Annotated in this window: 23 protein-coding genes; 13 read left to right on the top strand and 10 right to left on the bottom strand. The window is 61.3% G+C overall.

The features are described 5' to 3' along the window. Positions 1-567 (bottom strand): peptidase U32 family protein (locus NDI87_RS03365; protein WP_296273392.1); only part of this gene is annotated, 567 nt, incomplete at its 3' end. Positions 568-730: 163 nt separating this feature from the next. Here NDI87_RS03365 and NDI87_RS03360 point away from each other — a divergent pair. The 4 genes from NDI87_RS03360 (at position 731) to NDI87_RS03345 (ending at position 4,637) form a co-directional block, all read left to right on the top strand. Beyond that, entirely contained in the window at positions 731-1,906 is a 1,176-nt protein-coding gene (locus tag NDI87_RS03360) for an MFS transporter (protein WP_296273391.1), read from the top strand. A gap of 62 nt (positions 1,907-1,968) precedes the next feature. Next, positions 1,969-2,994, top strand: coding sequence for an ABC transporter substrate-binding protein (locus NDI87_RS03355; protein ID WP_296273390.1), 1,026 nt, complete (start codon positions 1,969-1,971; stop codon positions 2,992-2,994). Between the two features lies 1 nt (position 2,995). Beyond that, complete coding sequence (locus NDI87_RS03350; RefSeq protein ID WP_296273389.1) at positions 2,996-3,805, top strand: ABC transporter ATP-binding protein; 810 nt, start codon at positions 2,996-2,998, stop codon at positions 3,803-3,805. Between the two features lie 4 nt (positions 3,806-3,809). Then, the gene (locus tag NDI87_RS03345) at positions 3,810-4,637 is read left to right on the top strand and encodes an ABC transporter permease (protein ID WP_296273388.1); all 828 of its coding nucleotides are present in this window, start codon (positions 3,810-3,812) and stop codon (positions 4,635-4,637) included. Here the strand turns inward: NDI87_RS03345 and NDI87_RS03340 are convergent. Next, positions 4,634-5,206, bottom strand: coding sequence for a cob(I)yrinic acid a,c-diamide adenosyltransferase (locus tag NDI87_RS03340; RefSeq protein ID WP_296273387.1), 573 nt, complete (start codon positions 5,204-5,206; stop codon positions 4,634-4,636). The two genes, NDI87_RS03345 and NDI87_RS03340, sit on opposite strands and share 4 nt — an antisense overlap. Before the next feature lie 93 nt (positions 5,207-5,299). On the opposite strand from NDI87_RS03340, the gene NDI87_RS03335 reads away from it, so the two are divergent. After that, positions 5,300-6,718, top strand: coding sequence for an FAD-linked oxidase C-terminal domain-containing protein (locus tag NDI87_RS03335; RefSeq protein ID WP_296273386.1), 1,419 nt, complete (start codon positions 5,300-5,302; stop codon positions 6,716-6,718). 1 nt (position 6,719) lies between these two features. Here NDI87_RS03335 and NDI87_RS03330 read toward each other — a convergent pair whose 3' ends face one another. The 7 genes from NDI87_RS03330 to NDI87_RS03300 all read right to left on the bottom strand — a co-directional run bounded on the left by NDI87_RS03330 (position 6,720) and on the right by NDI87_RS03300 (position 14,222). Next, a complete protein-coding gene (locus NDI87_RS03330; RefSeq protein ID WP_296273385.1) occupies positions 6,720-7,151 on the bottom strand; it encodes an Hsp20/alpha crystallin family protein in 432 nt (143 codons plus the stop codon). A gap of 137 nt (positions 7,152-7,288) precedes the next feature. Further along, the gene (locus tag NDI87_RS03325) at positions 7,289-7,732 is read right to left on the bottom strand and encodes an FKBP-type peptidyl-prolyl cis-trans isomerase (RefSeq protein ID WP_296273384.1); all 444 of its coding nucleotides are present in this window, start codon (positions 7,730-7,732) and stop codon (positions 7,289-7,291) included. Positions 7,733-7,785: 53 nt separating this feature from the next. After that, positions 7,786-9,021, bottom strand: coding sequence for an ATP-binding protein (locus NDI87_RS03320; protein ID WP_296273383.1), 1,236 nt, complete (start codon positions 9,019-9,021; stop codon positions 7,786-7,788). 145 nt (positions 9,022-9,166) lie between these two features. Next, on the bottom strand, positions 9,167-11,146 hold the full coding sequence (gene htpG, locus NDI87_RS03315; protein WP_296273382.1) for a molecular chaperone HtpG: 1,980 nt from the start codon (positions 11,144-11,146) through the stop codon (positions 9,167-9,169). A 108-nt stretch (positions 11,147-11,254) separates the two neighbouring features. Beyond that, on the bottom strand, positions 11,255-12,493 hold the full coding sequence (locus NDI87_RS03310; protein WP_296273381.1) for an alpha/beta hydrolase: 1,239 nt from the start codon (positions 12,491-12,493) through the stop codon (positions 11,255-11,257). Next, the gene (locus tag NDI87_RS03305; RefSeq protein ID WP_296273380.1) at positions 12,480-13,457 is read right to left on the bottom strand and encodes a pseudouridine synthase; all 978 of its coding nucleotides are present in this window, start codon (positions 13,455-13,457) and stop codon (positions 12,480-12,482) included. The genes NDI87_RS03310 and NDI87_RS03305 overlap by 14 nt, the downstream gene beginning before the upstream one ends. A gap of 57 nt (positions 13,458-13,514) precedes the next feature. Next, a complete protein-coding gene (locus NDI87_RS03300; RefSeq protein ID WP_296273379.1) occupies positions 13,515-14,222 on the bottom strand; it encodes a Crp/Fnr family transcriptional regulator in 708 nt (235 codons plus the stop codon). A 177-nt stretch (positions 14,223-14,399) separates the two neighbouring features. Between NDI87_RS03300 and NDI87_RS03295 the strand changes: the two genes are divergently transcribed. The 7 genes from NDI87_RS03295 to NDI87_RS03265 all read left to right on the top strand — a co-directional run bounded on the left by NDI87_RS03295 (position 14,400) and on the right by NDI87_RS03265 (position 22,842). Continuing rightward, positions 14,400-16,346, top strand: a complete 1,947-nt coding sequence (locus NDI87_RS03295) for an AMP-binding protein (RefSeq protein ID WP_296273378.1) — start codon at positions 14,400-14,402, stop codon at positions 16,344-16,346. Further along, positions 16,343-17,125 carry an ABC transporter ATP-binding protein gene (locus tag NDI87_RS03290; RefSeq protein WP_296273377.1) on the top strand — a complete coding sequence of 261 codons (783 nt, stop codon included), beginning with the start codon at positions 16,343-16,345 and terminating at the stop codon, positions 17,123-17,125. The genes NDI87_RS03295 and NDI87_RS03290 overlap by 4 nt, the downstream gene beginning before the upstream one ends. Before the next feature lie 11 nt (positions 17,126-17,136). Further along, positions 17,137-18,066: a branched-chain amino acid ABC transporter permease gene (locus tag NDI87_RS03285; RefSeq protein WP_296273376.1), complete on the top strand. Its 930-nt coding sequence runs from the start codon at positions 17,137-17,139 to the stop codon at positions 18,064-18,066. A gap of 131 nt (positions 18,067-18,197) precedes the next feature. Beyond that, complete coding sequence (locus NDI87_RS03280; RefSeq protein WP_296273375.1) at positions 18,198-19,274, top strand: branched-chain amino acid ABC transporter permease; 1,077 nt, start codon at positions 18,198-18,200, stop codon at positions 19,272-19,274. A gap of 78 nt (positions 19,275-19,352) precedes the next feature. Continuing rightward, positions 19,353-20,666, top strand: a complete 1,314-nt coding sequence (locus NDI87_RS03275; RefSeq protein ID WP_296273374.1) for an ABC transporter substrate-binding protein — start codon at positions 19,353-19,355, stop codon at positions 20,664-20,666. Positions 20,667-20,751: 85 nt separating this feature from the next. Beyond that, positions 20,752-21,561, top strand: coding sequence for an ABC transporter ATP-binding protein (locus NDI87_RS03270; protein WP_296273373.1), 810 nt, complete (start codon positions 20,752-20,754; stop codon positions 21,559-21,561). A 24-nt stretch (positions 21,562-21,585) separates the two neighbouring features. Continuing rightward, the gene (locus tag NDI87_RS03265; RefSeq protein ID WP_296273372.1) at positions 21,586-22,842 is read left to right on the top strand and encodes an AMP-binding protein; all 1,257 of its coding nucleotides are present in this window, start codon (positions 21,586-21,588) and stop codon (positions 22,840-22,842) included. Here the strand turns inward: NDI87_RS03265 and NDI87_RS03260 are convergent, their stop codons facing one another. Continuing rightward, positions 22,843-23,178, bottom strand: a complete 336-nt coding sequence (locus tag NDI87_RS03260) for a DUF1840 domain-containing protein (protein ID WP_296273371.1) — start codon at positions 23,176-23,178, stop codon at positions 22,843-22,845. 37 nt (positions 23,179-23,215) lie between these two features. On the opposite strand from NDI87_RS03260, the gene NDI87_RS03255 reads away from it, so the two are divergent. After that, the gene (locus NDI87_RS03255; RefSeq protein ID WP_296273370.1) at positions 23,216-24,322 is read left to right on the top strand and encodes an aminopeptidase; all 1,107 of its coding nucleotides are present in this window, start codon (positions 23,216-23,218) and stop codon (positions 24,320-24,322) included. Positions 24,323-24,326 lie beyond the last annotated feature (4 nt).

Genomic DNA, 24,326 nt, shown 5'->3' with positions numbered 1-24,326 from the left:
GCACAGGCTGCCAAAGCCGAACACCTCGATTTCGACCGGGGTTTTTTCGATCACCTGGGCGACCTGGGTGATGGAGAGCACGCGCGGCAGCACGGCGCGCGCAATGCCAAAGTGCTGGTAATAGAAGTCCAGCGCCTCGTAGTTGGTGGCCGAGCCTTGCACCGACAAATGCAGGCGCAGTTGCGGCTGGTGTTTGACGGCATAGGCCATCATGCCGGGGTCGGCTAATATGACGGCATCGACGCCGCTGTGGGCGGCCCGGTCCACGGCGCGCTGCCAGAGCTCGGCCTTGGCCGCCTGCGGGTAGGTGTTGAGCGCCACAAACACCTTGCGGCCGCGGTCATGGGCGTAGCGAATGCCCGCCTCGATGGCGGCTTCGTCAAAGTTCAGGCCGGCAAAATTGCGCGCATTGGTGGCATCGCGAAAGCCCAGGTAGACGCAATCTGCGCCGTTGTCCACTGCGGCCTTGAGCGCCGGCAGGCTGCCGGCCGGGCACACCAGTTCCAAGCCTGCCGCCGGAGCCGCGCCCGGTCGCGATGGATGAGGGGAATCAGCAACTGTAGTCATAAAGATGGGAAAAATGCCGTTCAAGTACAGGTAAAGTCAAGCCCTCAAGATTAACCAAGCCTGCCGTTCAAGTAAATGATGCAGGTCAAGCAATTCACAAAAAACAATGCTGGCGACCAATACCTGCCTCTTATAATCATTTACTTATATTTGCTGTCCACCCATGAACCGACACCTCTGGCTACTGGCCATCTGCCAAGGCCTTTTCCTGACCAACAACGTCACTTTTATCGCCATCAACGGCCTGGTCGGGTTCAGCCTGGCGCCGCTGGGCTGGATGGCCACACTGCCGGTGATGGGTTATGTGGTGGGCGGCGCGTTTTCGACCGGTCTGGTGGCCAAAAGCCAGCACCGCTTTGGCCGAAAGGCGGCGTTTCAAATGGGCCTGGTGGTGGCTGGTTTGAGTGCGCTGTTGTGCGCCTATGCCGCCTGGAGCCACAACTTCTGGCTGCTCTGCGCGGCCACGGTGATTGCCGGCTATTACAACGCCAATGCCAACCTGTACCGCTTTGCCGCCGCCGAGCTGGCCAAGGTCGGCTACAAAGAAAAAGCGGTGTCGATGGTGATGGCCGGTGGCCTCATCGGCGCTGTCGCCGGGCCGAACCTGGCCGCGCAAACGCGCACCTTGACGGAGGTGCCCTTTATGGGCGCTTACCTGGCGCTGGCCGGTGTCGCGCTGCTGTCCATGGCGGTGCTGGCTTTCATCACTTTTCCGGCGACACCGGTCAGAGTAGCCAATGACGAGGGCCGGCCCCTGCGTGAAATCATGCGCCAGCCCGTCTTCATCGTGGCGGCGGCCTGCGGCGCGCTGGGTTTTGGTGTGATGAACCTCTTGATGGCCGCCACGCCGCTGGCCATGCAACAGTGCAGCCTGCCATTTTCTGACGTGGCGCTGGTGCTGGAGTGGCATGTGATCGGCATGTTTGCCCCGGGCTTTTTCACCGGCCACCTGATCAAGCGCTTTGGCGTGCTGCCGATCATGGGCGTGGGGGTTCTGCTCAATGCCGCGTGCATCGTCGTGGCTCTGTCGGGCGTTGAGTTGCACCAGTTCCTGATCGCCCTGTTTTTGCTTGGTGTCGGCTGGAACTTTCTGTTCACCGGCAGCACCACGCTGTCCTTGCAAACCTATACGCCAGCGGAGAAAGACCGGGCGCAAGGGGCGCTCAACTTCTTTGTTTTTGCCGTCACAGCGCTGAGTTCTTTTGCCTCGGGCGTGCTGGTCACCACCCAGGGCTGGCAACTGCTCAACGCGGGTTCCCTGATCCCGGTGGCGCTGACGGGGGCGGCGATTATTTGGCTCAGAACACGACCCCATGCGGCTCAGCCTCACGCGTTATGATTTGCGACTGACAGGGTGCATTCAGATACCCTGCTTTTTTATATTTAACAGGAGACAAACCCATGCAAAGAAGACACCTGATTGCCGGCGGCCTGGTTGCCGCCACCTTGCCCCATTGGGCGCTGGCGCAAGCGCTGGAAAAACCCAAGCTCACGCTGGCGGTGGGCGGCAAAAACCTGCTGTATTACCTGCCGCTGACCATTGCCGAGCAGTTGGGCTACTTCAAGGCTGAAGGGCTGGACGTGACCATTGTTGACTTTGCCGGTGGCTCCAAGGCCCTGCAAGCGGTGGTGGGCGGCAGTGCCGACGTGGTGTCTGGCGCGTTCGAGCACACCATCAACATGCAGTTCAAGGGCCAGCCCATGCGCGCCTTCGTGCTGCAAGGCGCGGCGCCGCAGATTGTGTTGGGCGTCAACCCCAAAACCATGCCCAACTTCAAAACGGTGGCCGACCTCAAGGGCAAAAAGGTGGGCGTGTCGGCACCGGGCAGCTCGACCAATGTGATGGTCAATTTTGCGCTGGCCAAGGTGGGCCTGAAACCCGGCGACGTCAGCATCATTGGTGTCGGTACCGGCAATGGCGCGGTGGCCGCCATGCGCTCGGGCCAGATCGATGCGATGAGCAACCTGGACCCCGTCATCACGCTGCTGCAGCGCTCGGGCGACCTCCGGATTGTGTCGGACACCCGCAATGTGGCCGAGTCCGAACGGGTTTTTGGCGGCCCCATGCCCGCCGGGTGCCTGTACGCGCCGCAAGCCTTCATCGACAAAAATCCCAACACCACGCAAGCGCTGACCAATGCCATGGTGCGCGCCAACAAGTGGATTCAGAAGGCGGGCGCAGCAGAGATCATCAAGGCCGTGCCCGAGGGCTTTTTGCTGGGCGACCGTGCGGTCTACATCGACGCCTTTTTGGCGGCCAAGGGCGCCTTGTCGCCAGACGGCATGATTCCCGACAAAGGCGCGCAAACCGCCTTCAGGGCGCTGGCTAGCGTGGACGACAAGCTGGCCGCTGCCAAGCTGGATTTGATGGCGGTCTACACCAACGACTTCGTCAAAAAGGCCAACGCCAAGTACCCCAAGGGCTGACATGACGGCTGCATTGGCGTTGCAGGATGTGGCCTGCACCTTTGTCAGCAAGGACCAGCCCGGTCAGCGCTACACCGCGGTCCAGCAGGTGGACCTGACGGTGGCCGCAGGCGAGTTTGTCAGCGTGGTCGGGCCCACTGGCTGCGGCAAGAGCACGCTGCTCAACGTCGGTGCCGGCCTGCTCATTCCCAGCACCGGCTCGGTGAGCGTGTTTGGCCAGCCGCTGGTGGGCATCAACCAGCGCGCCGGCTACATGTTTCAGGCCGACAGCCTGATGCCCTGGCGCACTGCGCTTGCCAACGTGTCGGCGGGCTTGCAGTTTCATGGCGTGGCCGAGCGCGACGCCGCCGCCCAGGCCAATGACTGGCTGCGCCGCGTGGGTCTGGGCGGTTTTGGCGACCGCTACCCGCACCAGATGAGCGGCGGCATGCGCAAGCGCGTCAGCCTGGCGCAAACCCTGGTGCTCGACCCCGACATCATCCTGATGGACGAGCCCTTCTCGGCGCTCGACATCCAGACCCGCCAGCTCATGGAAAACGAGTTGCTTGAGATTTGGCAGGCGAAGAAAAAAGCGGTGTTGTTCATCACCCACGACCTCGACGAAGCCATTGCCATGAGCGACCGTGTGGTGGTGATGAGCGCCGGTCCCGGCAGCCGCCCGATTGGTGACTTCACCATTGACATCGAGCGTCCGCGCGATGTGGCCGAGATCAAGACCTCGCCACGTTTTTTGCAACTGCACCAGGCCATCTGGTCGGTGCTGCGCGAAGAGGTGCTCAAGGGCTATCAACAACAGTTGAAAGCGGCCTGAAGTTATGTGGAAATTCATCAAACCACGGCAGAACACCCTGTGGCTTTGGCAAGTTGGCCTGCTGCTGGCGCTGTTTGCCTTCTGGCATGTGATGACGGTGCCGGGCCTGATCCCGCCTATGATGTTTGACAACGACAGCCAGGCCGCGTTTTTCTTTGGCGAGCCGCTCAAGATGTTCGAACGCATCTGGGCCTGGTTTGTCACCGATGCCGACATCTACCAGCACCTGGGCGTGACGCTGGCGGAGACCATGATGGCCTTTGCGATAGGGGCTGGCCTGGGCCTGGGTGGCGGCCTGTGGCTGGCGCTGGCACCGATGGCATCAAGCATTCTGGAGCCCTATATCAAGGCCATGAACGCCATGCCGCGCATTATTCTGGCGCCCATTTTCTCGGTCTGGTTTGGCTTGGGCATGGGCTCCAAGGTGGCGCTGGGGGTGACGCTGGTGTTTTTCATTGTGTTCTTCAACGTCTACCAGGGCGTCAAGGAAGTGAGTCCGGTGGTGCTGGCCAATGCCCGCATGCTGGGGGCGGATGCGCGCCAGTTGCTGCGCCACGTTTACCTGCCGAGCGCCACCAGTTGGGTCTTCAGCTCATTGCACACCAGTGTCGGTCTGGCGTTTGTGGGTGCCGTGGTGGGCGAATACCTGGGCTCCAGCCAGGGCGTGGGTTATCTGATTTTGCAGGCTGAGGGCAGCTTTGACATCAACACCGTGATGGCCGGCATCGTGGTGTTGACCGCTTTTGCGCTGGTGCTCGACGGTTTGGTCGGCAAGGTGGAAAAACACCTGATGAAGTGGCAACCCAAATCGGGCGAGACCGAAAAGCTTTAACCCGCCTGCAAAATCCGCTCGCTCTTCCAGTACACGTCATCGCCCACGCTGCCGTCGGTGCGGTAGCGGTTGAGCACGCGGGCCAGCACAAACATCAGGTCTGACAAGCGGTTGAGGTAATGCCGGGGCGTGTCCTTTAACGTTTCCTGGCTTTCCAGTGCCACCACGGCGCGCTCGGCCCGGCGCGCCACCGTGCGGCAGACATGCGCCAAAGAGGCGGCGCGGGTGCCTGCCGGCAGGATGAACTCCTGCAGGCGCGGCAGGGTTTTGTTGTGCTGCGCCAGTGCGTTGTCGAGCGCCAGCACGGCATCGGCCTTGAGCAGTTCAAAGCCCGGAATCGACAGCTCGCCGCCCAGGTTGAACAACTGGTGCTGGATCTCGACCAGCAGGGTGCGCACATCGTCCGGCATGGCTTCGCACAGCAGCACGCCGATGTTGGAGTTGAGCTCGTCAACGTCGCCCATGGCGTGCACGCGCAGGCTGTTTTTGGAAACACGGGTGTTGTCACCCAGGCCGGTGGTGCCGTTGTCACCGGTGCGGGTGGCGATTTGTGTCAGTCGGTTGCCCATGGGTGAACTCTTAAAAAAATGGAATGGCGCTTCATTTTGCGCGCTTGTGATGGCGCAATTGAGCATAATGAACGATTATGACGGAGACCCATCGTGAACGCACCTGCCCCCTTATTGCACCCGGAAATTGACAGCCGCCCCGCGCCCGCAGCCTTGCTGCAAGCCTTGTCTGAGCGCTTTGGCCAGCAGTATTCAGCGGCACTGGTGGTGCGCGAGCAGCATGGCCGCGACGAATCGTCTTTCAGCGTGCCGCCGCCCGCCGCCGTGGTCTTTGCCGAAAGCACGCAGGATGTGGCGGATGCCGTCAAACTGGCCGCGCAATTCAAGGTGCCGGTGATTCCGTTTGGTGTCGGCTCATCGCTGGAAGGTCATTTGCTGGCGGTGCAGGGCGGCATCAGCCTGGATGTGGGCCGCATGAACCAGGTGCTGGCCATCAACGCCGAAGATTTGACGGTGACCGTACAAGCGGGGGTGACACGAAAGCAGCTCAACGAGGCCGTCAAGTCCACCGGGCTGTTTTTCCCGATTGACCCTGGTGCCGATGCGACGCTGGGCGGCATGGCCGCCACGCGCGCCAGCGGCACCAACGCGGTACGCTACGGCACCATGCGGGAGAACGTGCTGGCGCTCGAGGTGGTCACGGCCCAGGGCGAGGTACTGCGCACCGGTACCCGTGCCAAAAAATCCAGCGCGGGTTACGACTTGACCCGGCTGCTGGTGGGCTCCGAGGGCACGCTGGGCGTGATCACCGAAGTGACCGTCAAGCTCTACCCGCTGCCCGAGGCGGTGATGGCCGCCACCTGCTCGTTTGACAGCCTGGCGTCGGCAGTGAACACCACCATCCATATCATCCAGATGGGCGTGCCGATTGCGCGCTGCGAGCTGCTTGATGCCAACACCATCCGCATGGTCAACAAGCACTCGAATTTGAGCCTGCGCGAGGGCGCCATGTTGTTGATGGAATTCCACGGCTCGCCCGCCAGTGTGCAGGAACAGGTCGAGACCGTGCAGGCCATTGCCAGTGATTTTGGCGGCCAGACCTTTGAGTGGGCCAGCACGCCCGAGGCGCGCACCAAGCTCTGGACGGCGCGGCACAACGCCTACTTTGCCGGGATCCAGTCACGCCCGGGCTGCAAAGTCATCACCACCGATGCCTGCGTGCCGATCTCAAAATTGGCTGACGCTCTGCTGGACTCGGTGACCGAAGCCCAAGCCAGCGGGCTGAACTACTTTTTGGTCGGCCACGTCGGCGACGGCAACTTCCACATCGGTTACCTGATCGACCCGGATTCGGCTCAGGAGCGCGCCACCGCCGAGCAACTCAACAGCCAATTGGTGCAGCGTGCGCTCAGACTGGGCGGTACCTGCACTGGCGAACATGGCGTCGGTTTGCACAAGATGGACTTCCTGGTGCAGGAGGCCGGTGCCGGTGCCATTGCCATGATGCACGCCATCAAGCAGGCGCTGGACCCCGACAACCTGATGAATCCGGGCAAGATTCTCCGGTTCTAACTTATTCGATGGTCAGGCGTTGCGCGCCGCTCATGGCCTGTTTCTTGGGCAGCGTGAGCGTCAGCACACCATTGTCGTACCTGGCCTTGGCCTGGGTCTGGTCAATGTCAGAGGCCAGCTGGAAGCTGCGCGACACGGCGCCGTAATAACGCTCGCTGCGCAGGGTTTTTTCGTCCTCGCCGGTGCTGTCCTGCTGCTTGATCTCGGCGCGCAGGCTCACCACATTGCCCTCCACCGCCACCTGGATGTCTTCTTTGGGCACGCCCGGAATTTCGGCCTGGACGGTATAGGCATCGCCACTTTCCTTGACATCCACCTTGATTTGCGCCGGCGTCGGCAGGGCGTCGCCATGCAGCGGTTTGATGTAAAAACCAGGAGCAACATCGCGGAAAAAGTCGTCAAACAGACCGCCACGCGTCATCAGTGCATTCATGAGATTCTCCTTCTTCAACAGTGTCTTGGGTGAGCGGCCCGCAGTCCCCATGACTGCGAGCCTCTACTGCTGAAGATGGGGTTGGCGCGATCTTTTTCAAGGGTTTTGACGTTTCAGGGTCGCGTCACGCGTCGCACTCACTTGCCGTTGATGGCCAGCAATTCGACTTCAAACAGCAGCGTGGCGTTGGGCGGAATCACACCACCGGCGCCGCGCGAGCCGTAGGCGATGGCTGCTGGGCAGGTCAGCTTGGCCTTGCCGCCGACCTTCATGCGCTGCACACCTTCGGTCCAGCACGGGATGACGTTGCCCAGCGGGAATTCAATCGCCTGGTTGCGCTTGTAGGAGCTGTCAAACTCCTTGCCATCGGGGAAGGTGCCACGGTAGTTGACCTTGACGGTGTCGCTGGCCTTGGGGCTGGCGCCGCTGCCGTCCTTGACCGACTTGTAGACCAGACCGCTGGCGGTGACCACCGCGCCGGCTTCCTTGGCTGAGGCCTCCAGCGTGGCATCGGCGGCGTGAGATGCCATGGCAAAAGACAGGGTGGCGGCCACAAGGGTGATGGGAAGAAGTTTTTTCATGGGTTTGCAGCTTGCGGGTTGATGGACTTGAGTAAAAAGATGAATGGCCGGGTTTACAGACTGGCCGCCGGGATGGACAGAATGCGTTCATCCAGCCAGCGCGGGCGTTCGTCGTTGTTGATGACCAGGCCCAAGGGACAGTCGTGTGTGCTGACAAATTCCGACAGTGCGCGCAGCGCACGTTTGTCGCCTTGCTGGGTGAGCTTGATTTCAACGGGCAGCAGGTCACTGGGGCCGAACCGACCTTGCAGGATCAGGTCAACTTCTGCACCACCACGGGTGCGGTAATGAAAAGGCTGCACTTCAAGCCCCGCATTTTCGAACCCTCTGAGCAGCGTTTCCACCACCATGCCCTCCCACGACTTGCCCGCCACCGGATGCGTTCGCAGCATGTGCGCATCAGGAATACGCAGCAAGCGATGCAGCAAGCCGCTGTCGCGCAGATAGCCTTTGGGATGTTTCACCAACTGCTTGGTGGTGGACTGGTCCCATGCGGGAATATGCCGCCACAAGAAGGTGTCATTGGCGATGCCCAGCCAGTCGCGCACCGTGGGTTCGCTCACGCCCAGGGTTCGGGCGATATCGGCGTTGTTGAGGATGTTGCCGGAATGCTGGCTCAGCAAGGTGATGAATTGGCGAAAGCGATCCCGATTGAGCCCGGGGAACAAAGCGGCGATGTCACGCAGCAAATATGAGTCGAGGTAATTGCGCTGCCAAAGTGCACGGAATTCGTCACTGGTGCCTAGCCAGGGCTCAGGGTAGCCGCCGACAAACCAGTAGTCACTCACCTGTTGTGCGCTCAAGTTGGGTGCAGCGGCGGCCACGATGTCTGCCAATGGGGCGCCGTGGGTGAGCAAGCTGTAGAGCTTTGATGGCGCCTGTTGCCAGGCTTCCGATAAAGACAGGGGCGCCATTTCCGCCCGGGCCACGCGACCGGCCAGACTTTCCGAAATCTGACTTACCAGTTGGGGTGAGCTGGAGCCCGAGAGCAAAAACCGGCCTTTTTGCGAGCGATTGCTGTCAATGGCCACACGCAGCGCTACAAACAAGGGCGGTGCCAATTGCGCTTCATCCACGATCAATCTTTGCGGGTGCAGGCGCAGGAACAAGTCCGGGTCGGCCAGCACTTGCTGGCGGTCGGCCGAGTTTTCCATGTCAAAACGTTGCCAGTCGTCGCCCAGTGTGTGCAGCAGGGTTGTTTTGCCACACTGGCGCACGCCCGTGAGCACCACGCAAGGGAAATGCGTCAACAAGGTCTCAAGGTGTTTTTGCAGATGGCGGGCTAACATTAGCGTCAATTCTAAACTCATTGTTTAGAAAATACATTATTCTTTTACTCGCCAAAGCGTCGGCCCAGAAAGAAAAAACCCCGTCAGTCGCCAGGACCGAGGGGGTTTTTATGGGGGTGGACTTCAGGCTGATGCCAGCGCAGCCTTACACCAGAAGCGCATTCACGCGTTTGACATAAGCCGCCGGGTCGGCCGGCAGGCCGCCCTCGGCGAGCAGGGCCTGGTCAAACAAAATGTGCGCCAGGTCGTTGAAGTGCACCGAGCCGTCGAGTTTTTTCACCAGCGCGTGTTCGGCGTTGACTTCGAGCACCGGCTTCACATCCGGGGCGGCCTGGCCGGCCTGCTTGAGCATGCGCGCCAACTGCGTGCTCATGCCGTGGTCCTGCACCACCAGGCAGGCGGGCGAGTCGACCAGACGCGTGGTCACACGCACGTCCTCGGCTTTGTCTTTCAGCGCTTCTTTCAGCTTGGCCAGCATCGGTTTGAAGGTTTCGGCGGCTTCTTCAGCCGCTTTTTTCTCGGTTTCGTCCTGCAGCTTGCCCAGGTCCACCGCGCCCTTGGCCACACTTTGCAGCGGCGTGCCGTCGAAGTCCTGCAGGTAGTTCAGCGCCCACTCGTCGACGCGGTCGGTCATCAGGAGCACTTCGATGCCTTTCTTCTTGAACACTTCGAGCTGCGGACTGTTTTTGGCAGCCGCCGCGTTGTCGGCGGTGATGTAGTAGATGGCCTCCTGGCCTTCTTTCATGCGCGCCTTGTAATCGGCAAAGCTGACGCTGATGGTGTCGGTGGTGCTGCTGGCAAAACGCAACAGCTTGGCAATGCGGTCCTTGTTTGCGTAGTCCTCGCCCAGGCCTTCCTTGAGCACGGCGCCAAATTCGTTGTAGAACCGGGTGTACTTGCCGGCAGCCTCGGCTTTTTCTTCCTCGGTCACCACATCGGTGACACCTTCGGCGGACGTCGTCGCCTCCGGCAGTTTGTCGTTCTTGGCCAGGTCTTCGAGCATGCCCAGCACACGTTTGGTGCAGCCTTCACGGATGGCCTTCACGTCGCGGCTTTCCTGCAGCAGCTCGCGGCTCACGTTGAGCGGCAGGTCGCTGGAGTCGACCACGCCCTTGACAAAGCGCAGGTAGGTCGGCAACAGCGCCTCGGCGTCGTCCATGATGAAGACGCGTTTCACATAGAGCTTGACGCCGGCCGATTTTTCGCGGTTGTACAGGTCCATCGGCGCTTTGCCAGGGATGTACAGCAGCTGGGTGTACTCGGTGCTGCCTTCGACGCGGTTGTGGGTGTGCGCCAGCGGGGCCTCGAAGTCATGGCTGATCTGTTTGTAAAACTCGTCGTACTGCTCCTGGGTGATGTCTTTCTTGGCGCGGGCCCAGATGGCGTTGGCCTTGTTGACGGTTTCCCATTCGCCGGTCTTGACCATGGCGCCAGGCTGGCGGCCACCTTGCTCGTCACTCGGGTTGATGAGTTCGCCGTCTTTCCACTCTTCCTTTTCCATCAAGATGGGCAGGCTGATGTGGTCTGAGTACTTGTTGATGATGCCCTTGACTTTCCAGGCGCTCGCATAGTCCATGGCGTCGTCGCGCAGGTGCAGGATGACGCTGGTGCCGCGCTCCGGGCGGGTGATGTTTTCCACCTCGAAGTCGCCGGCGCCACCGCTGATCCAGCGCACGCCCTCGTCGGCCTTCATGCCGGCACGGCGCGACTCCACCGTGATCTTGTCGGCCACGATGAAGCCCGAGTAAAAGCCCACGCCGAACTGGCCGATCAGTTGCGAGTCGGCCTTCTGGTCACCACTGAGCTTGCTCACAAAGTCCTTGGTGCCGCTCTTGGCGATGGTGCCCAGGTGGTCGATGGCTTCCTGCGTGCTCATGCCGATGCCGTTGTCGGTGATGGTGAGCGTTTTGGCGTCCTTGTCAAAGCTGACCTTGACCTTGAGTTCGGTGTCGTTTTCGTACAGGCCGCCGTCGTTGATGGCCTCGAAGCGCAATTTATCGCAGGCGTCCGACGCGTTGCTGATCAGCTCGCGCAGGAAAATTTCCTTGTTGGAGTACAGCGAGTGGGTCACGAGGTGCAGCAGTTGCGCGACTTCGGCCTGGAAGGAAAGGGTTTGTTTGGTCATGGGATAGGCTTGGGTTTAAAAAATAGGGTCAGTGCCCGAGACGGTCAGGCATTCAGAGAAATTGTCAAATAAGGGCGAAAACGGACGTTTCAAGGGTTGCCGAGAAAATCAGGGTTTGAGCCAGGTCAACAATTGTTGTGCCACCGCCGGGCTGCCGAGCAGGGCCAGGTGGCTGGTGCGGTAGGCAATGCATTGGTGATCGGCGGCAAAGTTCAGGCAGCGATGCGGGTCGTCGTGCTGCCCCAGCGCGCTGTGCAGCGGCACCAGGCCGTCACCCAGCAGCCGGTCCGCCACCGGACTGCGTTTGGCGGCGGTGGTCGCTGCCACGGTAAAACAGGCGACGCCTGCGGGGAGTGGCAGAGGGACGCGGCTGTCGGGCTTGCGCCTGAAACGGTCATGGCCTTGCCAGTCGGCGTCGAGCACATGGCCATAACGCAGGTCGGTGACACCAGCGCTGCGCAGTTGGCCGAGCTTGGCCAGCGGGCGGCTGTAGGGCGTGCTGCCCAAAATCACATCGACCCAGTTGCCGGCGCGCTCCAGCGGTGAGCCGTGGTGCGGGGTGCCGAGAAAGACGATGTTTTTGAGTACAGCAGGCCAGTGCATGCCCGCTTGGCTGGCGGCAAACAGCGCGCTGCGTGTAACCAGCCCGCCCATGCTGTGCGCCAGCACGCTGATCTCGGTCAAGGGCACCGGCCAGCCGCGTGTCAGGTCTTCCAGCTGCTGCGCCAAGGCATGGCCGTTTTCCGACACATGCAGGCCGGAGTTGTAGCGCACATAGACCGGGGTGTAGCCCAGCGCGGCACTCAAGGCTTCAGCGTGGTTGACGGGGCGGCCGGCATGCTGGCTGGCCCATTGCCGCTCATTCATGCACAGGCCGTGGACCACGAGCAGCACCTTGCGGGTGACCCGGGTGGCATCGGGTGGTGCCGCCCAGTCCAGCACCTGTTGCTGAAAACGCAGCGTCATGGGCGTGGCCAGCGGATTGCCTGCCGCTTGCAGCCGGTCACCCATGACGCCGTTGAGGGCAGCCAGCAGGGCAGCGCGCGCGAATGTTTCCTCGCCCTGATCGTCAAGGCGCTGCAGCAAGGGCTCTAACCGGCTCAGGGCTGCGCTCAGACCTCGTCCAACGCGCTGCGTGAGCCCGTTGATGCTTTGGTAGATCAGCCCGGTCAGGCCGCGCGTCTGCTCAGGGGTGGCGCCGCCGGGGGCGCCGAGCGTGCGCCAGACCGACTGGTGCACGCCCTCGACCATGCGGGTCACGGCCGTGGTGGCGTCGGTGGCCAGCAGGGTGACGGCGCGCAGGTCGGAGGCGCGCCAATGCGGGCCGGGCTTGTCAGAAGCGCTCATGCGGCGCCAGGTAGCGCCACTGGCCCACCGGCAGATTGCCCAACATGACATGGCCGATGCGCACCCGTTTGAGGCCCACCACCTTCAGGCCGACCTGCTCGCACATGCGGCGAATCTGGCGCTTTTTGCCCTCGGTCAGGACAAAGCGCAGTTGCTCGGGGTTTTGCCATTCGACCCTGGCGGGTTGCAGTGCCTGGCCGTCCAATTTAAGGCCATGACGCAGCAGGGCCAGCTTGTCGGCCGGAAACACCGACTGCACGTCCTGGCTCACCGGGTCATCGTCGTCGATGCGGCTGAGCTGGGTCGGGGCGGCCGGCTGTGCAGCCTTGCGTGGCGCAGGCGCAGCGGCATAGGTGGCCGCTGCCGAGTCGGCCGCCGCCGCATTGAGCACCCCGGTGTACATCACGCGCACCAGGTATTCCTTTTCCATCACCGCGTCTTCGCCAATCAACTGGCGCGCCACCCGGCCGTCCTGCGTCAGCACCAGCAGACCGGTGGAATCAATGTCGAGCCGTCCGGCGGGCACCAGGCTTTTGAGCTGGCTGGGGTGAAAGAAAAAGCGCGCGTTGTCCTCGGCCCAGCGGTTCTGCGGCTGCACCAGCGTGATGGCGGGCTCGTGGCCGTCTTCGGCCTGGCCGCTGACCAGGCCGAGCGGCTTGTTGATCAGTACCGTGACCTGTTTTGCCTGCGCGCCGGTGGCCTGCTTGTCGATCTCGATGCGCACATCGGGCGTCACCTGCATGCCCATCTCGGCGACCCGGCCATTCACCTTGACCCAGCCCTTGCCAATCCATTCATCGGCCTCGCGGCGCGACGCCAGGCCCAGCTCGGCCATGCGCTTGTTCAGGCGCAGCGTGCCGTTGGCGCCATGAGCGGCGGTGTTGCTTTGCCCGGCAGGAATCGGGGCCTTGGCAGCCGGAGGCGCGGCGCGGCGAAAAGCGGAAGGTTTTGGAGAGTCGGTCATTTGCTATATAAATAGTAGCTGTTTGTGCCTATTTTACAAGCCTGGGCTGTCGAGGCATCAAAACCTGGCGCTGCGCAAGGCCTGCAGGTTGGTGACGCGCAGGCCACCGTATTCGACCCGGATGGCCTCTTCTGCAGCCAGAATCGTCAGGGCTTCGTTGACGCGCTGGCGCGACAGGCCCACCAGGTAAGCCAGCTCCTGCTGGGTGATGCGCAGCACGGTGCCCAGACCGGGGTAGAGCACCGGGTTGAAGAGGGCGGCCAGGCTGCGTGCGACGCGGATGTTGGGGTTGGTCATGCGGTCGATCTCGCGCGCCGCAATGAACTGCCCGAGACGCTCGTTGAGCTGGTTCATGACAAAGCGGTTGAAGCCGATCGAGTGGTCGAGCAGCCAGTGAAAGGTGTCCACATGCAGACCCGCCACCAGGCTTTTGCGCAGCGCCTGGATGTTGTAGCGGTAGCTCTCGCGCTTGAGCGCGGTGCCTTCGCCAAACCAGCCGCCGGGCGGGATGCCGGTGAAGGTCATGGTCTGGCCGTCAGCGTTGTCGGTGCTCATTTTCAGCAAGCCGTCGATCACGCCAAACCAGTAGGTCACGGGGCGACCGGTGCGGCAGACAAAATCGCCCGCGCCGGCATCGGTGATCTGGAGGTCTTCGACCGCGCGCTCCCGCTCCGGCGCAGAGAGCAATTTGAGCCACGGAATTACGTCAAGCTCAGCCGCCGTCAAGGGGCGGCGGCGCTGAAATAAAGAGGCATCAATTTTCATTTTGAAAGACTTGACTGGGCAAATTTGTGCTATGCGTGCAGGGAAAACACCTACGTATAAATGCTTGAATTGTCGTCCAAACGACAACTTGGCGTCAAATCGGGTTCTATCATTCGCCCACTCCAGCAGCATGGGCAAATGGCCCGGGCTGTGATGAATCAGAGACAAGGTGTTGAGATGCAAACGACGTTTCCCCGATTACTGTTAAACCACGCCGCCCAGCGCCCCAATGATGCGGCCATGCGCGAAAAAGAATACGGCATCTGGCAAGCCATCAGCTGGGGTGACATGGCCACGCTGGTGGCGCACCTGGCCTGCGGTCTGCACCAGGCCGGTTTGCGCCAGCATGACCACATGGTGGTGATTGGTGCCAACCGGCCCCGCCTTTATGCCACCATGCTGGCGGTGCAGGCGCTGGGTGCGGTACCGATCGCGCTGTACCAGGATGCGGCGGCGCCCGAATGCGTTTTTCCCTTCAACAACGCGGATGTGTGCTTTGCTTTTGCCGAAGACCAGGAGCAGGTGGACAAGCTGCTGGAAATTCGTGACCAGTGCCCGCAGCTATCCAACATCTACTTCGACGACCCGCGGGGTCTGCGCAATTACGACGAGCCAGGTCTGCAGTCGCTCGACGCATTGATTGCCGAGGGTGAAAGCTTTGCCGTACAGAACCCCGATTTTTTCAAGTCTGCCGTTGACCTGGTCAAGCCCGACGATGTGGCTGCCATGTTTTTCACTTCCGGCACCACGGGCAACCCCAAGGGCGTGGTGCATACGCATGACACCTTGCTCAACCGTGCCCGTGCCGGCGCTGAATTTGACAAGCTGACCCACCTGGAGGACGTGCTGGCCTACCTGCCGCCGGCCTGGATTGGGCAAAACATCTTCAGCTATGCCCAGTGGCTGAGCTGTGGCTACGTGGTGAATTGCCCCGAGTCGGCCGCCACGGTCACGATTGATTTGAAAGAAATCGGGCCGACCTACTACTTTGCACCGCCGCGGGTGTTCGAGGGCCTGCTGACCAGCGTGATGATCCGCATGGAAGATGCGGGCGCCATCAAGCGCAAGATGTTCCACGCCTTCATGAATGTGGCCAAGCGCGTCGGGCCGACCCTGATGGACGGCAAATCGGTCGGCTTGGTCGATCGGGCTCTGTATGCACTGGGCAACTTCATGGTCTATGGCCCCCTGCGCAACAGCCTGGGCTTCAGCCGGGTGCGCGTCGCCTACACCGCCGGTGAAGCCATTGGCCCGGACCTGTTCAGCTTTTACCGCTCGATCGGCGTCAACCTGAAGCAGCTTTACGGCTCCACCGAGACCGCCGTGTTTGTCTGCCTGCAGCCCGACCATGAAGCGCGCGCTGACACGGTGGGTGTGCCCTGCCAGGGTGTCGAGATCAAGGTGGCCGACAACGGCGAGATCCTGGTCAAGTCGCCGGGCTTGCTCAAGGGCTATTTCAAGAACCCCGAGGCCACCGCCGAAGTGCTGACGGCTGACGGCTGGTACCACACCAGTGACGCTGGTTTCCTCGATGCCCATGGTCACCTCAAGATCATCGACCGCGTGAAAGACGTGGGCCGCATCAAGGGCGGCGCCAATGACGGCGCCATGTTCGCTCCCAAGTACGTGGAAAACAAGCTCAAGTTTTTCCAGCACATCAAGGAGGTGGTGGCTTATGGCGATGGCCGCGAAAAAGTGTGCGTGATGATCAACATCGACTTCGATGCGGTGGGTAACTGGGCCGAGCGGCGCAACCTGCCCTATGCCGGCTACACCGATCTGGCGCAAAAACCCGAGGTCTACCAGCTTATCAAGGAATGCGTCGAAAAAGTGAACGCCGACCTCAGTGTGGACGCCCTGCTGGCCGGCAGCCAGGTCAGCCGCTTCCTGGTGCTGCACAAGGAGCTCGATGCCGACGATGGCGAACTGACGCGGACCAACAAGGTGCGCCGCGGTTTCATCGCCGAGAAATACGATGTGCTGGTGGATGCACTGTACGGCGGCAAAACCTCGCAATTCATCGAAACCCAGGTCAAGTTCGAAGACGGCCGCACCGGCAGCGTCAGCGCCACGCTGCGCATTGATGATGCCAAAACTTTCACTCCCGTCAAGGCGGCAGCATGAGCAAACAAATTGGCGACGTCATACTTGATGTCAAAAACATCTCTCTGAGTTTCGGCGGCGTCAAGGCGCTGACCGACATCTCTTTCGACGTGCGCGAGCATGAGGTGCGCGCCATCATCGGTCCCAACGGCGCCGGCAAGAGCTCGATGCTTAACTGTGTCAACGGCGTTTATCGCCCGCAGCAGGGCGCCATCACCTTCAAGGGCCAGACCTTCAGCCACATGGACAGCCACCAAGTGGCGACCATGGGCATTGGCCGCACCTTCCAGAACCTGGCGCTGTTCAAGGGCATGAGCGTGATTGACAACATCATGACCGGGCGCAACCTGCGCATCAAGAGCAACCTGTTCTGGCAGGCGCTGCGCATCGGCCCGGCCCAGCGCGAAGAAGAACAACACCGCGAATTTGTCGAGCACATCATCGACTTCCTGGAGATCCAGGCGTTTCGCAAAACCCCGGTGGGCCAGTTGCCTTACGGCCTGCAAAAGCGCGTTGATCTGGGCCGCGCCCTGGCCATGGAGCCGCAACTGCTGTTGCTCGACGAACCCATGGCCGGCATGAACGTGGAAGAAAAGCAGGACATGAGCCGCTTCGTGCTCGACGTGAATGAGGAGTTCGGCACCACCATCGTGTTGATCGAACACGACATGGGCGTGGTGATGGACATCAGCGACCGGGTGGTGGTGCTGGACTACGGCAAGAAGATCGGCGATGGCACCCCGGACGAGGTGCGCACCAACGAAGAAGTGATCAGTGCCTACCTCGGTACCGGACATTAAGGAAGAACAAGATGGGATTTTTCTTAGAGACATTGCTCGGCGGCCTGATGGCCGGCATGCTGTATTCGCTGATCGCGCTGGGCTTTGTGCTGATCTACAAGGCCTCCGGCGTGTTCAATTTTGCGCAGGGCGCGATGGTGCTGTTTGCGGCGCTGGCGATGGCGCGCTTTGCCGAGTGGCTGCCGATGTACACCGGACTGGATAACAAGTTTGTGGTCAATCTTCTGGCCTTCGTTGGTGCTGGTGCGGTGATGTTTGTGGTGGCTTGGCTGATCGAGCGCCTGGCACTGCGCCATCTGGTGAATCAGGAAGGCACGACTTTGCTGATGGCGACGTTGGGCATAAGCTATTTTCTGGACGGCATCGGTCAGACGATTTTCGGCAGCGATGTTTACAAGATTGATATCGGCATGCCCAAAGACCCCATCATCGCTTTTGAGAGCCTGTTTGAAGGCGGCATCCTGATCAACAAGGAAGACTTGTACGCCGCGGTGATTGCCGCGGTGCTGGTGGGTTTGCTGACCCTGTTTTTCCAGAAGACGGTCACCGGCCGTGCCCTGCGCGCGGTGGCCGATGACCACCAGGCGGCGCAAAGCATCGGCATTCCACTGAACCGCATCTGGGTCATTGTGTGGTGCGTGGCCGGCGTGGTGGCGCTGGTGGCCGGCATGATCTGGGGCAGCAAGCTGGGGGTGCAGTTTTCCTTGACCACGGTGGCCCTGCGCGCCTTGCCGGTGGTGATCCTGGGTGGTTTGACGTCGGTGCCAGGCGCCATTGTGGGCGGCCTGATCATCGGTGTCGGCGAAAAATTGTCCGAAGTGTTTCTGGGTCCCTATGTCGGCGGCGGCATCGAGATCTGGTTTGCCTATGTGCTGGCGCTGGTGTTTTTGCTGTTCCGCCCGCAAGGGCTGTTCGGCGAAAAGATCATCGATCGTGTGTGAAGCACACGATCAAACCGAAGGGTTCTTCACCGAAGGTGAAGGATGGGCTTTCAGCGAAGCTAAAAGATCATTGACCGAGTCTGACAACGACATGACGACACCCATACTCTAAAAATCATCAAAGAAACACCATGTTCTACAGAGAAAACGGCCAATTCAAAACCACTTACCGGGCTGATCAGCAGATTTTCCCCATCACCCAGGACCGGGTGGCGGTGCTGCTCATCATTGCCGCAGCGTTTCTGGTGGTGCCCATGGTCACCAGTGAATATATGTTTCGCGCCATCCTGATTCCGTTTGTCATCATGTCGGTGGCGGCGCTGGGGGTGAATATCCTGGTGGGTTATTGCGGCCAGATTTCGCTGGGTTCCGGGGCTTTCATGGCGGTGGGTGCCTATGCCGCGTTCAACTTTTTTGTGCGCGTTGACGGCATGCCTGTGCTGTTGGCCATGCTGCTGGGGGGCGTCTGTGCCTCGGCATTTGGTATTTTGTTTGGCTTGCCCAGCTTGCGCGTCAAGGGCCTGTATCTGGCTGTGGCCACGCTGGCGGCGCAGTTTTTCAGCGACTGGATGTTTCTGCGCATCAAGTGGTTCACCAACGACGCACCGTCGGGCTCGGTGTCGGTGGCGGGTTTGCAGGTGATGGGCATCAAGATCGACAGCCCTGTCGCCAAGTACCTGTTCTGCCTGTCGATCCTGGTGGTGCTGGCGCTGCTGGCGAAGAATCTGGTGCGCTCGGCCATCGGCCGCGAGTGGATGGCGATTCGCGACATGGACGTCGCCGCTGCCGTGATCGGCATCCGCCCGATGTACGCCAAGCTGACCGCCTTTGCCGTGAGCTCGTTCATCGTTGGCGTGGCGGGCGCCATGTGGGGCTTTGTCTACCTGAGCTCGTGGGAGCCCGCCGCGTTTTCGGTCGACCTGTCCTTCAAGCTGCTGTTCATGGTCATCATCGGCGGCATGGGCTCGATTATTGGCAGCTTTTTTGGCGCCGGCTTCATCGTGGTGCTGCCGATCTTCCTGAACCAGTTCCTGCCGGCGCTGGGCGGCCTGGTGGGCATTCCGATTTCGACCGCCATGACCTCGCACGCCGAACTGATCATCTTCGGCGCGCTGATTGTCTGGTTCCTGATTGTCGAACCCCATGGGCTGGCCAAGCTGTGGTCGATCGGCAAGCAGAAACTGCGTCTGTGGCCTTTCCCTCACTGAGTCCAGTTCTTTCATTGACCGTGTTTTGCGTTCGTTAATCAAAAAGGCATGCGAGTGCCGATACTTTAGGAGACTTCCATGAAAATTCGTAACATCGTCCTGGCCAGCGTCATTGCCGCAGCGGGCGCTTCGGCATTCGCCCAGGCCAAGGAGCAGTTCTTTCCCCTGCTGTCCTACCGCACCGGTCCCTTCGCACCCAACGGCGTGCCATGGGCCAACGGCAAGCAGGACTACCTGAAGATGGTCAACGCGCGCGACGGCGGTATCAACGGCGTCAAGCTCACCTACGAGGAGTGCGAAACAGGCTATGCCACCGATCGCGGCGTTGAGTGTTATGAGCGCCTGAAGAGCAAGCCCGGCGTGGCGCTGTTCGATCCGCAGAGCACCGGCATCACCTTTGCCCTGACCGAAAAGGCACCCAAGGACAAGATTCCGCTGCTGACGTTGGGCTATGGCCTGTCGGTGTCGCAGGACGGCATGGCGTTCAAGTGGAATTTCCCGCTGATGGGCAGCTACTGGAGCGGTGCCGACGTGTTGATCCAGCATATCGGCAAGACGCTCGGCGGCATGGACAAGCTCAAGGGCAAGAAAATCACGCTGGTCTACCACGACAGTCCATTCGGCAAGGAGCCGATTCCGCTGCTGCAGGAGCGCGCCGCGATGCATGGCTTCGACCTGCAGTTGTTGCCGGTGACATCGCCTGGCGTCGAGCAAAAGGCGACCTGGCTGCAGGTGCGCCAGGCCCGGCCCGACTATGTGCTGCTGTGGGGTTGGGGCGTGATGAATTCCACGGCCTTGAAGGAAGCGCAAGCCACCGGTTATCCGCGCGACAAGATGTATGGCGTGTGGTGGGCCGGGGCCGAACCGGACGTGAAAGACGTGGGTGAAGGCGCCAAGGGCTACCAGGCGCTGGCACTCAACACCTCGGGCCAACAGCCCAAGGTCATCCAGGACATCCTGAAATATGTGCATGACAAGGGGCAGGGCGCAGGGCCGAGGGACGAGGTCGGTTCGGTGCTCTACACCCGCGGTGTGATCATCCAGATGCTGTCGCACGAGGCGGTGCGCCGTGCCCAGGAGCGCTTCGGCAAGGGCAAGGTCATGACTGGCGAGCAGGTTCGCTGGGGTCTGGAAAACCTGGCACTGGACCAGAAGAAGCTCGACGCCCTGGGCTTCAATGGCGTGATGCGACCGATCAGCACCTCCTGCGCCGATCACATGGGCTCGACCGCCGTGCGCATCGAGACCTGGGACGGCAAGAAGTGGGGCATTAGCTCGGACTACTACGAGGCTGACGCGCAGATTCTCAAGCCGATGATCAAGGCCGGTGCGGACAAGTACCTCGGCGACAAGAAGATGACGCGTCGCGACGCGGCCGATTGCCAGTCCTGATGTCATTGGCGCATCCCGGCCTGGCCCGGGATGCCAACAGGCAGCCTTGCGCGCAGTGCTGCCTATTGGTGAAGGCAAGGAAAATATGGAACCCAAAAACATCGTTCTCAACGTCAATGGCATCGAGGTCATTTACAACCACGTCATCCTGGTGCTCAAGGGCGTGTCCCTGTCGGTGCCGGAAGGCAAGATCGTGGCCATCCTGGGCGGCAACGGCGCCGGCAAGACGACCACCTTGCGCGCGGTGTCCAACCTGCTCAAAGGCGAGCGCGGTGAGGTCACCAAGGGCTCGATCGAGTTGCGCGGCGAGCGCATCGAGAATCTGTCGCCGGCCGACCTGGTGCAGCGCGGGGTGGTGCAGGTGATGGAAGGGCGCCATTGTTTTGCCCACCTGACCATTGAAGAAAACCTGCTCGCCGGCAGCTACACGCGCAAGGACAAGGGCGAGATTGCCGCCAACCTGGACAAGGTGTACACCTATTTCCCGCGTCTTAAAACAAGGCGCAGCAGCCAGGCCGCCTACACCTCGGGCGGCGAGCAGCAAATGTGCGCCATTGGCCGCGCCCTCATGACCAACCCCAGCATGGTGCTGCTCGACGAGCCATCCATGGGGCTGGCGCCGCAGATTGTGCAGGAGGTGTTCGACATCGTGAAAGACCTCAACAGCAAGGAAAAGGTGACCTTTTTGCTGGCCGAGCAAAACACCAACATGGCCCTCAAATACGCCGACTACGGCTACATCATGGAGTCGGGCCGTGTCGTGATGGACGGCATCGCCAGCGATCTGGCCAACAACGAAGACGTGAAAGAGTTTTACCTCGGCATGGGTGGCGGCGAGCGCAAGAGCTTCAAGGATGTCAAGAGCTACAAGCGCCGCAAACGCTGGCTGGCTTGATATTGGTTTTTCAGGAACACAAACATGAGCGATTTTTTTGATACGCTGGAAACGCGTGACCCTGCCGTGCGCGAAGCGGCTTTGCTGGCAGCCTTGCCGCTGCAGGTGGCGCATGCCAAACTGGCTTCTTGCGCTTTCGCCGAAATTCTCAAGGACGTGAGTCCTGCCGGTGTGACCAGCCGGGCGGCACTGGCCAGGCTGCCGGTCACGCGCAAGCACGAATTGCTGGAGAAGCAAATCGCCAGCCGCAGCCGGGGTGGCAGCGTGTTTGGCGGCTTCAGCACCAGCGGTTTTGGTGCCGATGTGCCGCGCGTGTTTGCCAGCCCGGGGCCCATCTACGAGCCCGAAGGCACGGCCCAGGACTACTGGCGCATGGCGCGCGCCATTTTTGCCGCCGGCTTTCGCCCCGGCGACCTGATTCACAACAGCTTCAGCTACCACTTTGTGCCGGCCGGCTCGATGATGGAAACCGGCGCCCACGCGCTGGGCTGCACCGTCTTTCCGGGCGGCACCGGCCAGACCGAACAGCAGGTGCAGGCCATGGCCGAGTTGAAACCTGCAGGCTACATCGGCACGCCCAGCTTTCTGAAAATCATCCTGGAAAAGGCCGCCGAGATGGGTGTGATCCTGCCCAGCCTGACCAAGGCCATGTTTGGCGGCGAGGCTTTTCCACCCAGTTTGCGTGACTGGTTTACCGCGCATGGCATTGCCGGCTACCAGTGTTACGCCACGGCCGACCTGGGTTCCATTGCCTACGAGACCGCAGCGCGCGAGGGGCTGGTGCTGGACGAGGGCGTGCTGCTCGAAATTGTGCGACCCGGCACCGGCGACCCGGTGGCCGCGGGTGAAGTGGGCGAGGTGGTGGTGACCACGCTCAACCCTATCTACCCGCTGATTCGTTTCGGCACCGGCGACCTGTCGGCGGTGTTGCCGGGACAGTGCCCCAGCGGGCGCACCAATGTGCGCATCAGGGGTTGGCTGGGGCGGGCTGACCAGACCACCAAGATCCGCGGCATGTTTGTGCATCCGGGGCAGGTGGACACCATTGCCAAGCGCTTCCCCGAAATCACCAAGGCGCGCCTGGTGGTGAGCGGGGAAATGGCCAACGACCAGATGACGCTCAAGGTGGAAACCGCTTGCAGCGGTCCCGATGGCCTGGCGCAAAAAGTGATGGAAGCGATCCGCGACGTGACCAAGCTGCGCGGTCAGGTCGAAGTGGTGTTGCCGGGCTCGCTGCCCAACGACGGCAAGGTGATCGAGGACGCGCGCAGCTACCGGTAGTCAAACTCCCCAGGTGATGGCCTCCTCGGCTTTGAGGCATTCCCTGACCATGTCCATGAAAGGCAGCGTGCGCTGGCGCAGGCTGATGGCATCAAAACGGGGTGGCGGCAGGTTTTCGGCGGCGGCACGAGCGATGGCTTCTTTTTGCTGGGCCTCTTCCTGCAGCACCGCGTGTTTCAGCGCCTCCAGCGCTTGCGGCATCTGCTCGGGCAGCAAAATACCCTTGATGCTGGGCTCTGCGGCCGTGTGTTTGCCCATGATCTCCAGCACGCGCTGGCCGTTGGGCTGCAACATAATCAGATCCCCGGTAACTTTGGATTTGAACTTGTAAAGCATGCGTTTCCTTGCTGTGGTGATTCGTCTTAAAGGGCTCATGTTAGTCCCTAGCCTGCTGCTGGCCCTGTTGCTCACCGGCTGCGCCGACGCGCGCTATTACGCGCAGTCGGTCAGTGGTCACCTGCAACTGATGCAGGCGGCGCGGCCCATTGACGACTGGTTGGCAGACGCCGCAACGCCAGCGGCCGTGAAACAGCGCCTTGAACTGGCCCGCGGCATGCGCCGTTTTGCAGTGACTGAACTGCACCTGCCCGACAACGCCAGCTACCACCGCTACGCCGACCTGCAACGCCGTCATGTGGTGTGGAACGTGGTGGCGGCGCCCGAATTTTCCCTGACGCTGAAAACCTGGTGCTTCCCGGTGGCCGGCTGCGTTGGCTACCGGGGCTATTTTGCCGAAAGCGACGCCCAGGCCGAGGCGCAGGCCTTGCGTGCAACAGGCCTGGAGGCCAGCGTTTATGGCGTGCCCGCCTATTCCACGCTGGGCTGGATGAACTGGCTGGGCGGTGACCCGCTGCTCAGCACCTTCATCCACTATCCCGATGGCGAGGTGGCGCGTTTGCTGTTCCACGAGTTGTCGCACCAGGTGCTGTATGTGCCTGACGACACGGTGTTCAACGAGTCATTTGCCACGGCGGTGGAGCGCCTGGGTGGCAGCCTCTGGCTGGCGCAGCACGCCAGCTCGCAGGCGCGGCAGGCCTACGCCGATTTCGATGCGCGGCGCCAGCAGTTCAGGCTGCTGGCCCGCAGCACGCGCGACCGGCTGCAGCAGATTTACACGGTCAATAGCGCACTGGCCTCTGCCTATCCAACGCAGACAGCCATGAAACAGGCAGCCATGCAGGACTTCAAGGCAGCCTATGCCGAACTCAAGAGGCGCTGGGGCGGCTACAGCGGCTACGACGCCTGGGTGGCGCAGGCCAACAACGCCGCTTTTGGCGCGCAGGCAGCTTACGACGAGCTGGTGCCCGGTTTTGAGGCGCTGTTTGTGCGCGAAGGGCGTGACTGGCCCGCGTTTTATGATGCGGTCAGGCAACTGGCCAAACGCGCCAAGAGCGAGCGGGCGCGACAATTGAAAGAATGGGCAACCGAACAGCATGAATTGCCGCACTACGCTCGCAGTAACGAAGTCCTTTCTAACTAAACAA

Origin of the sequence: Rhodoferax sp. (assembly GCF_023701345.1) — a bacterium.
Taxonomy (GTDB): Bacteria; Pseudomonadota; Gammaproteobacteria; order Burkholderiales; family Burkholderiaceae_C; genus Rhodoferax.
This window is presented reverse-complemented; position numbering and strand designations above follow the sequence as displayed.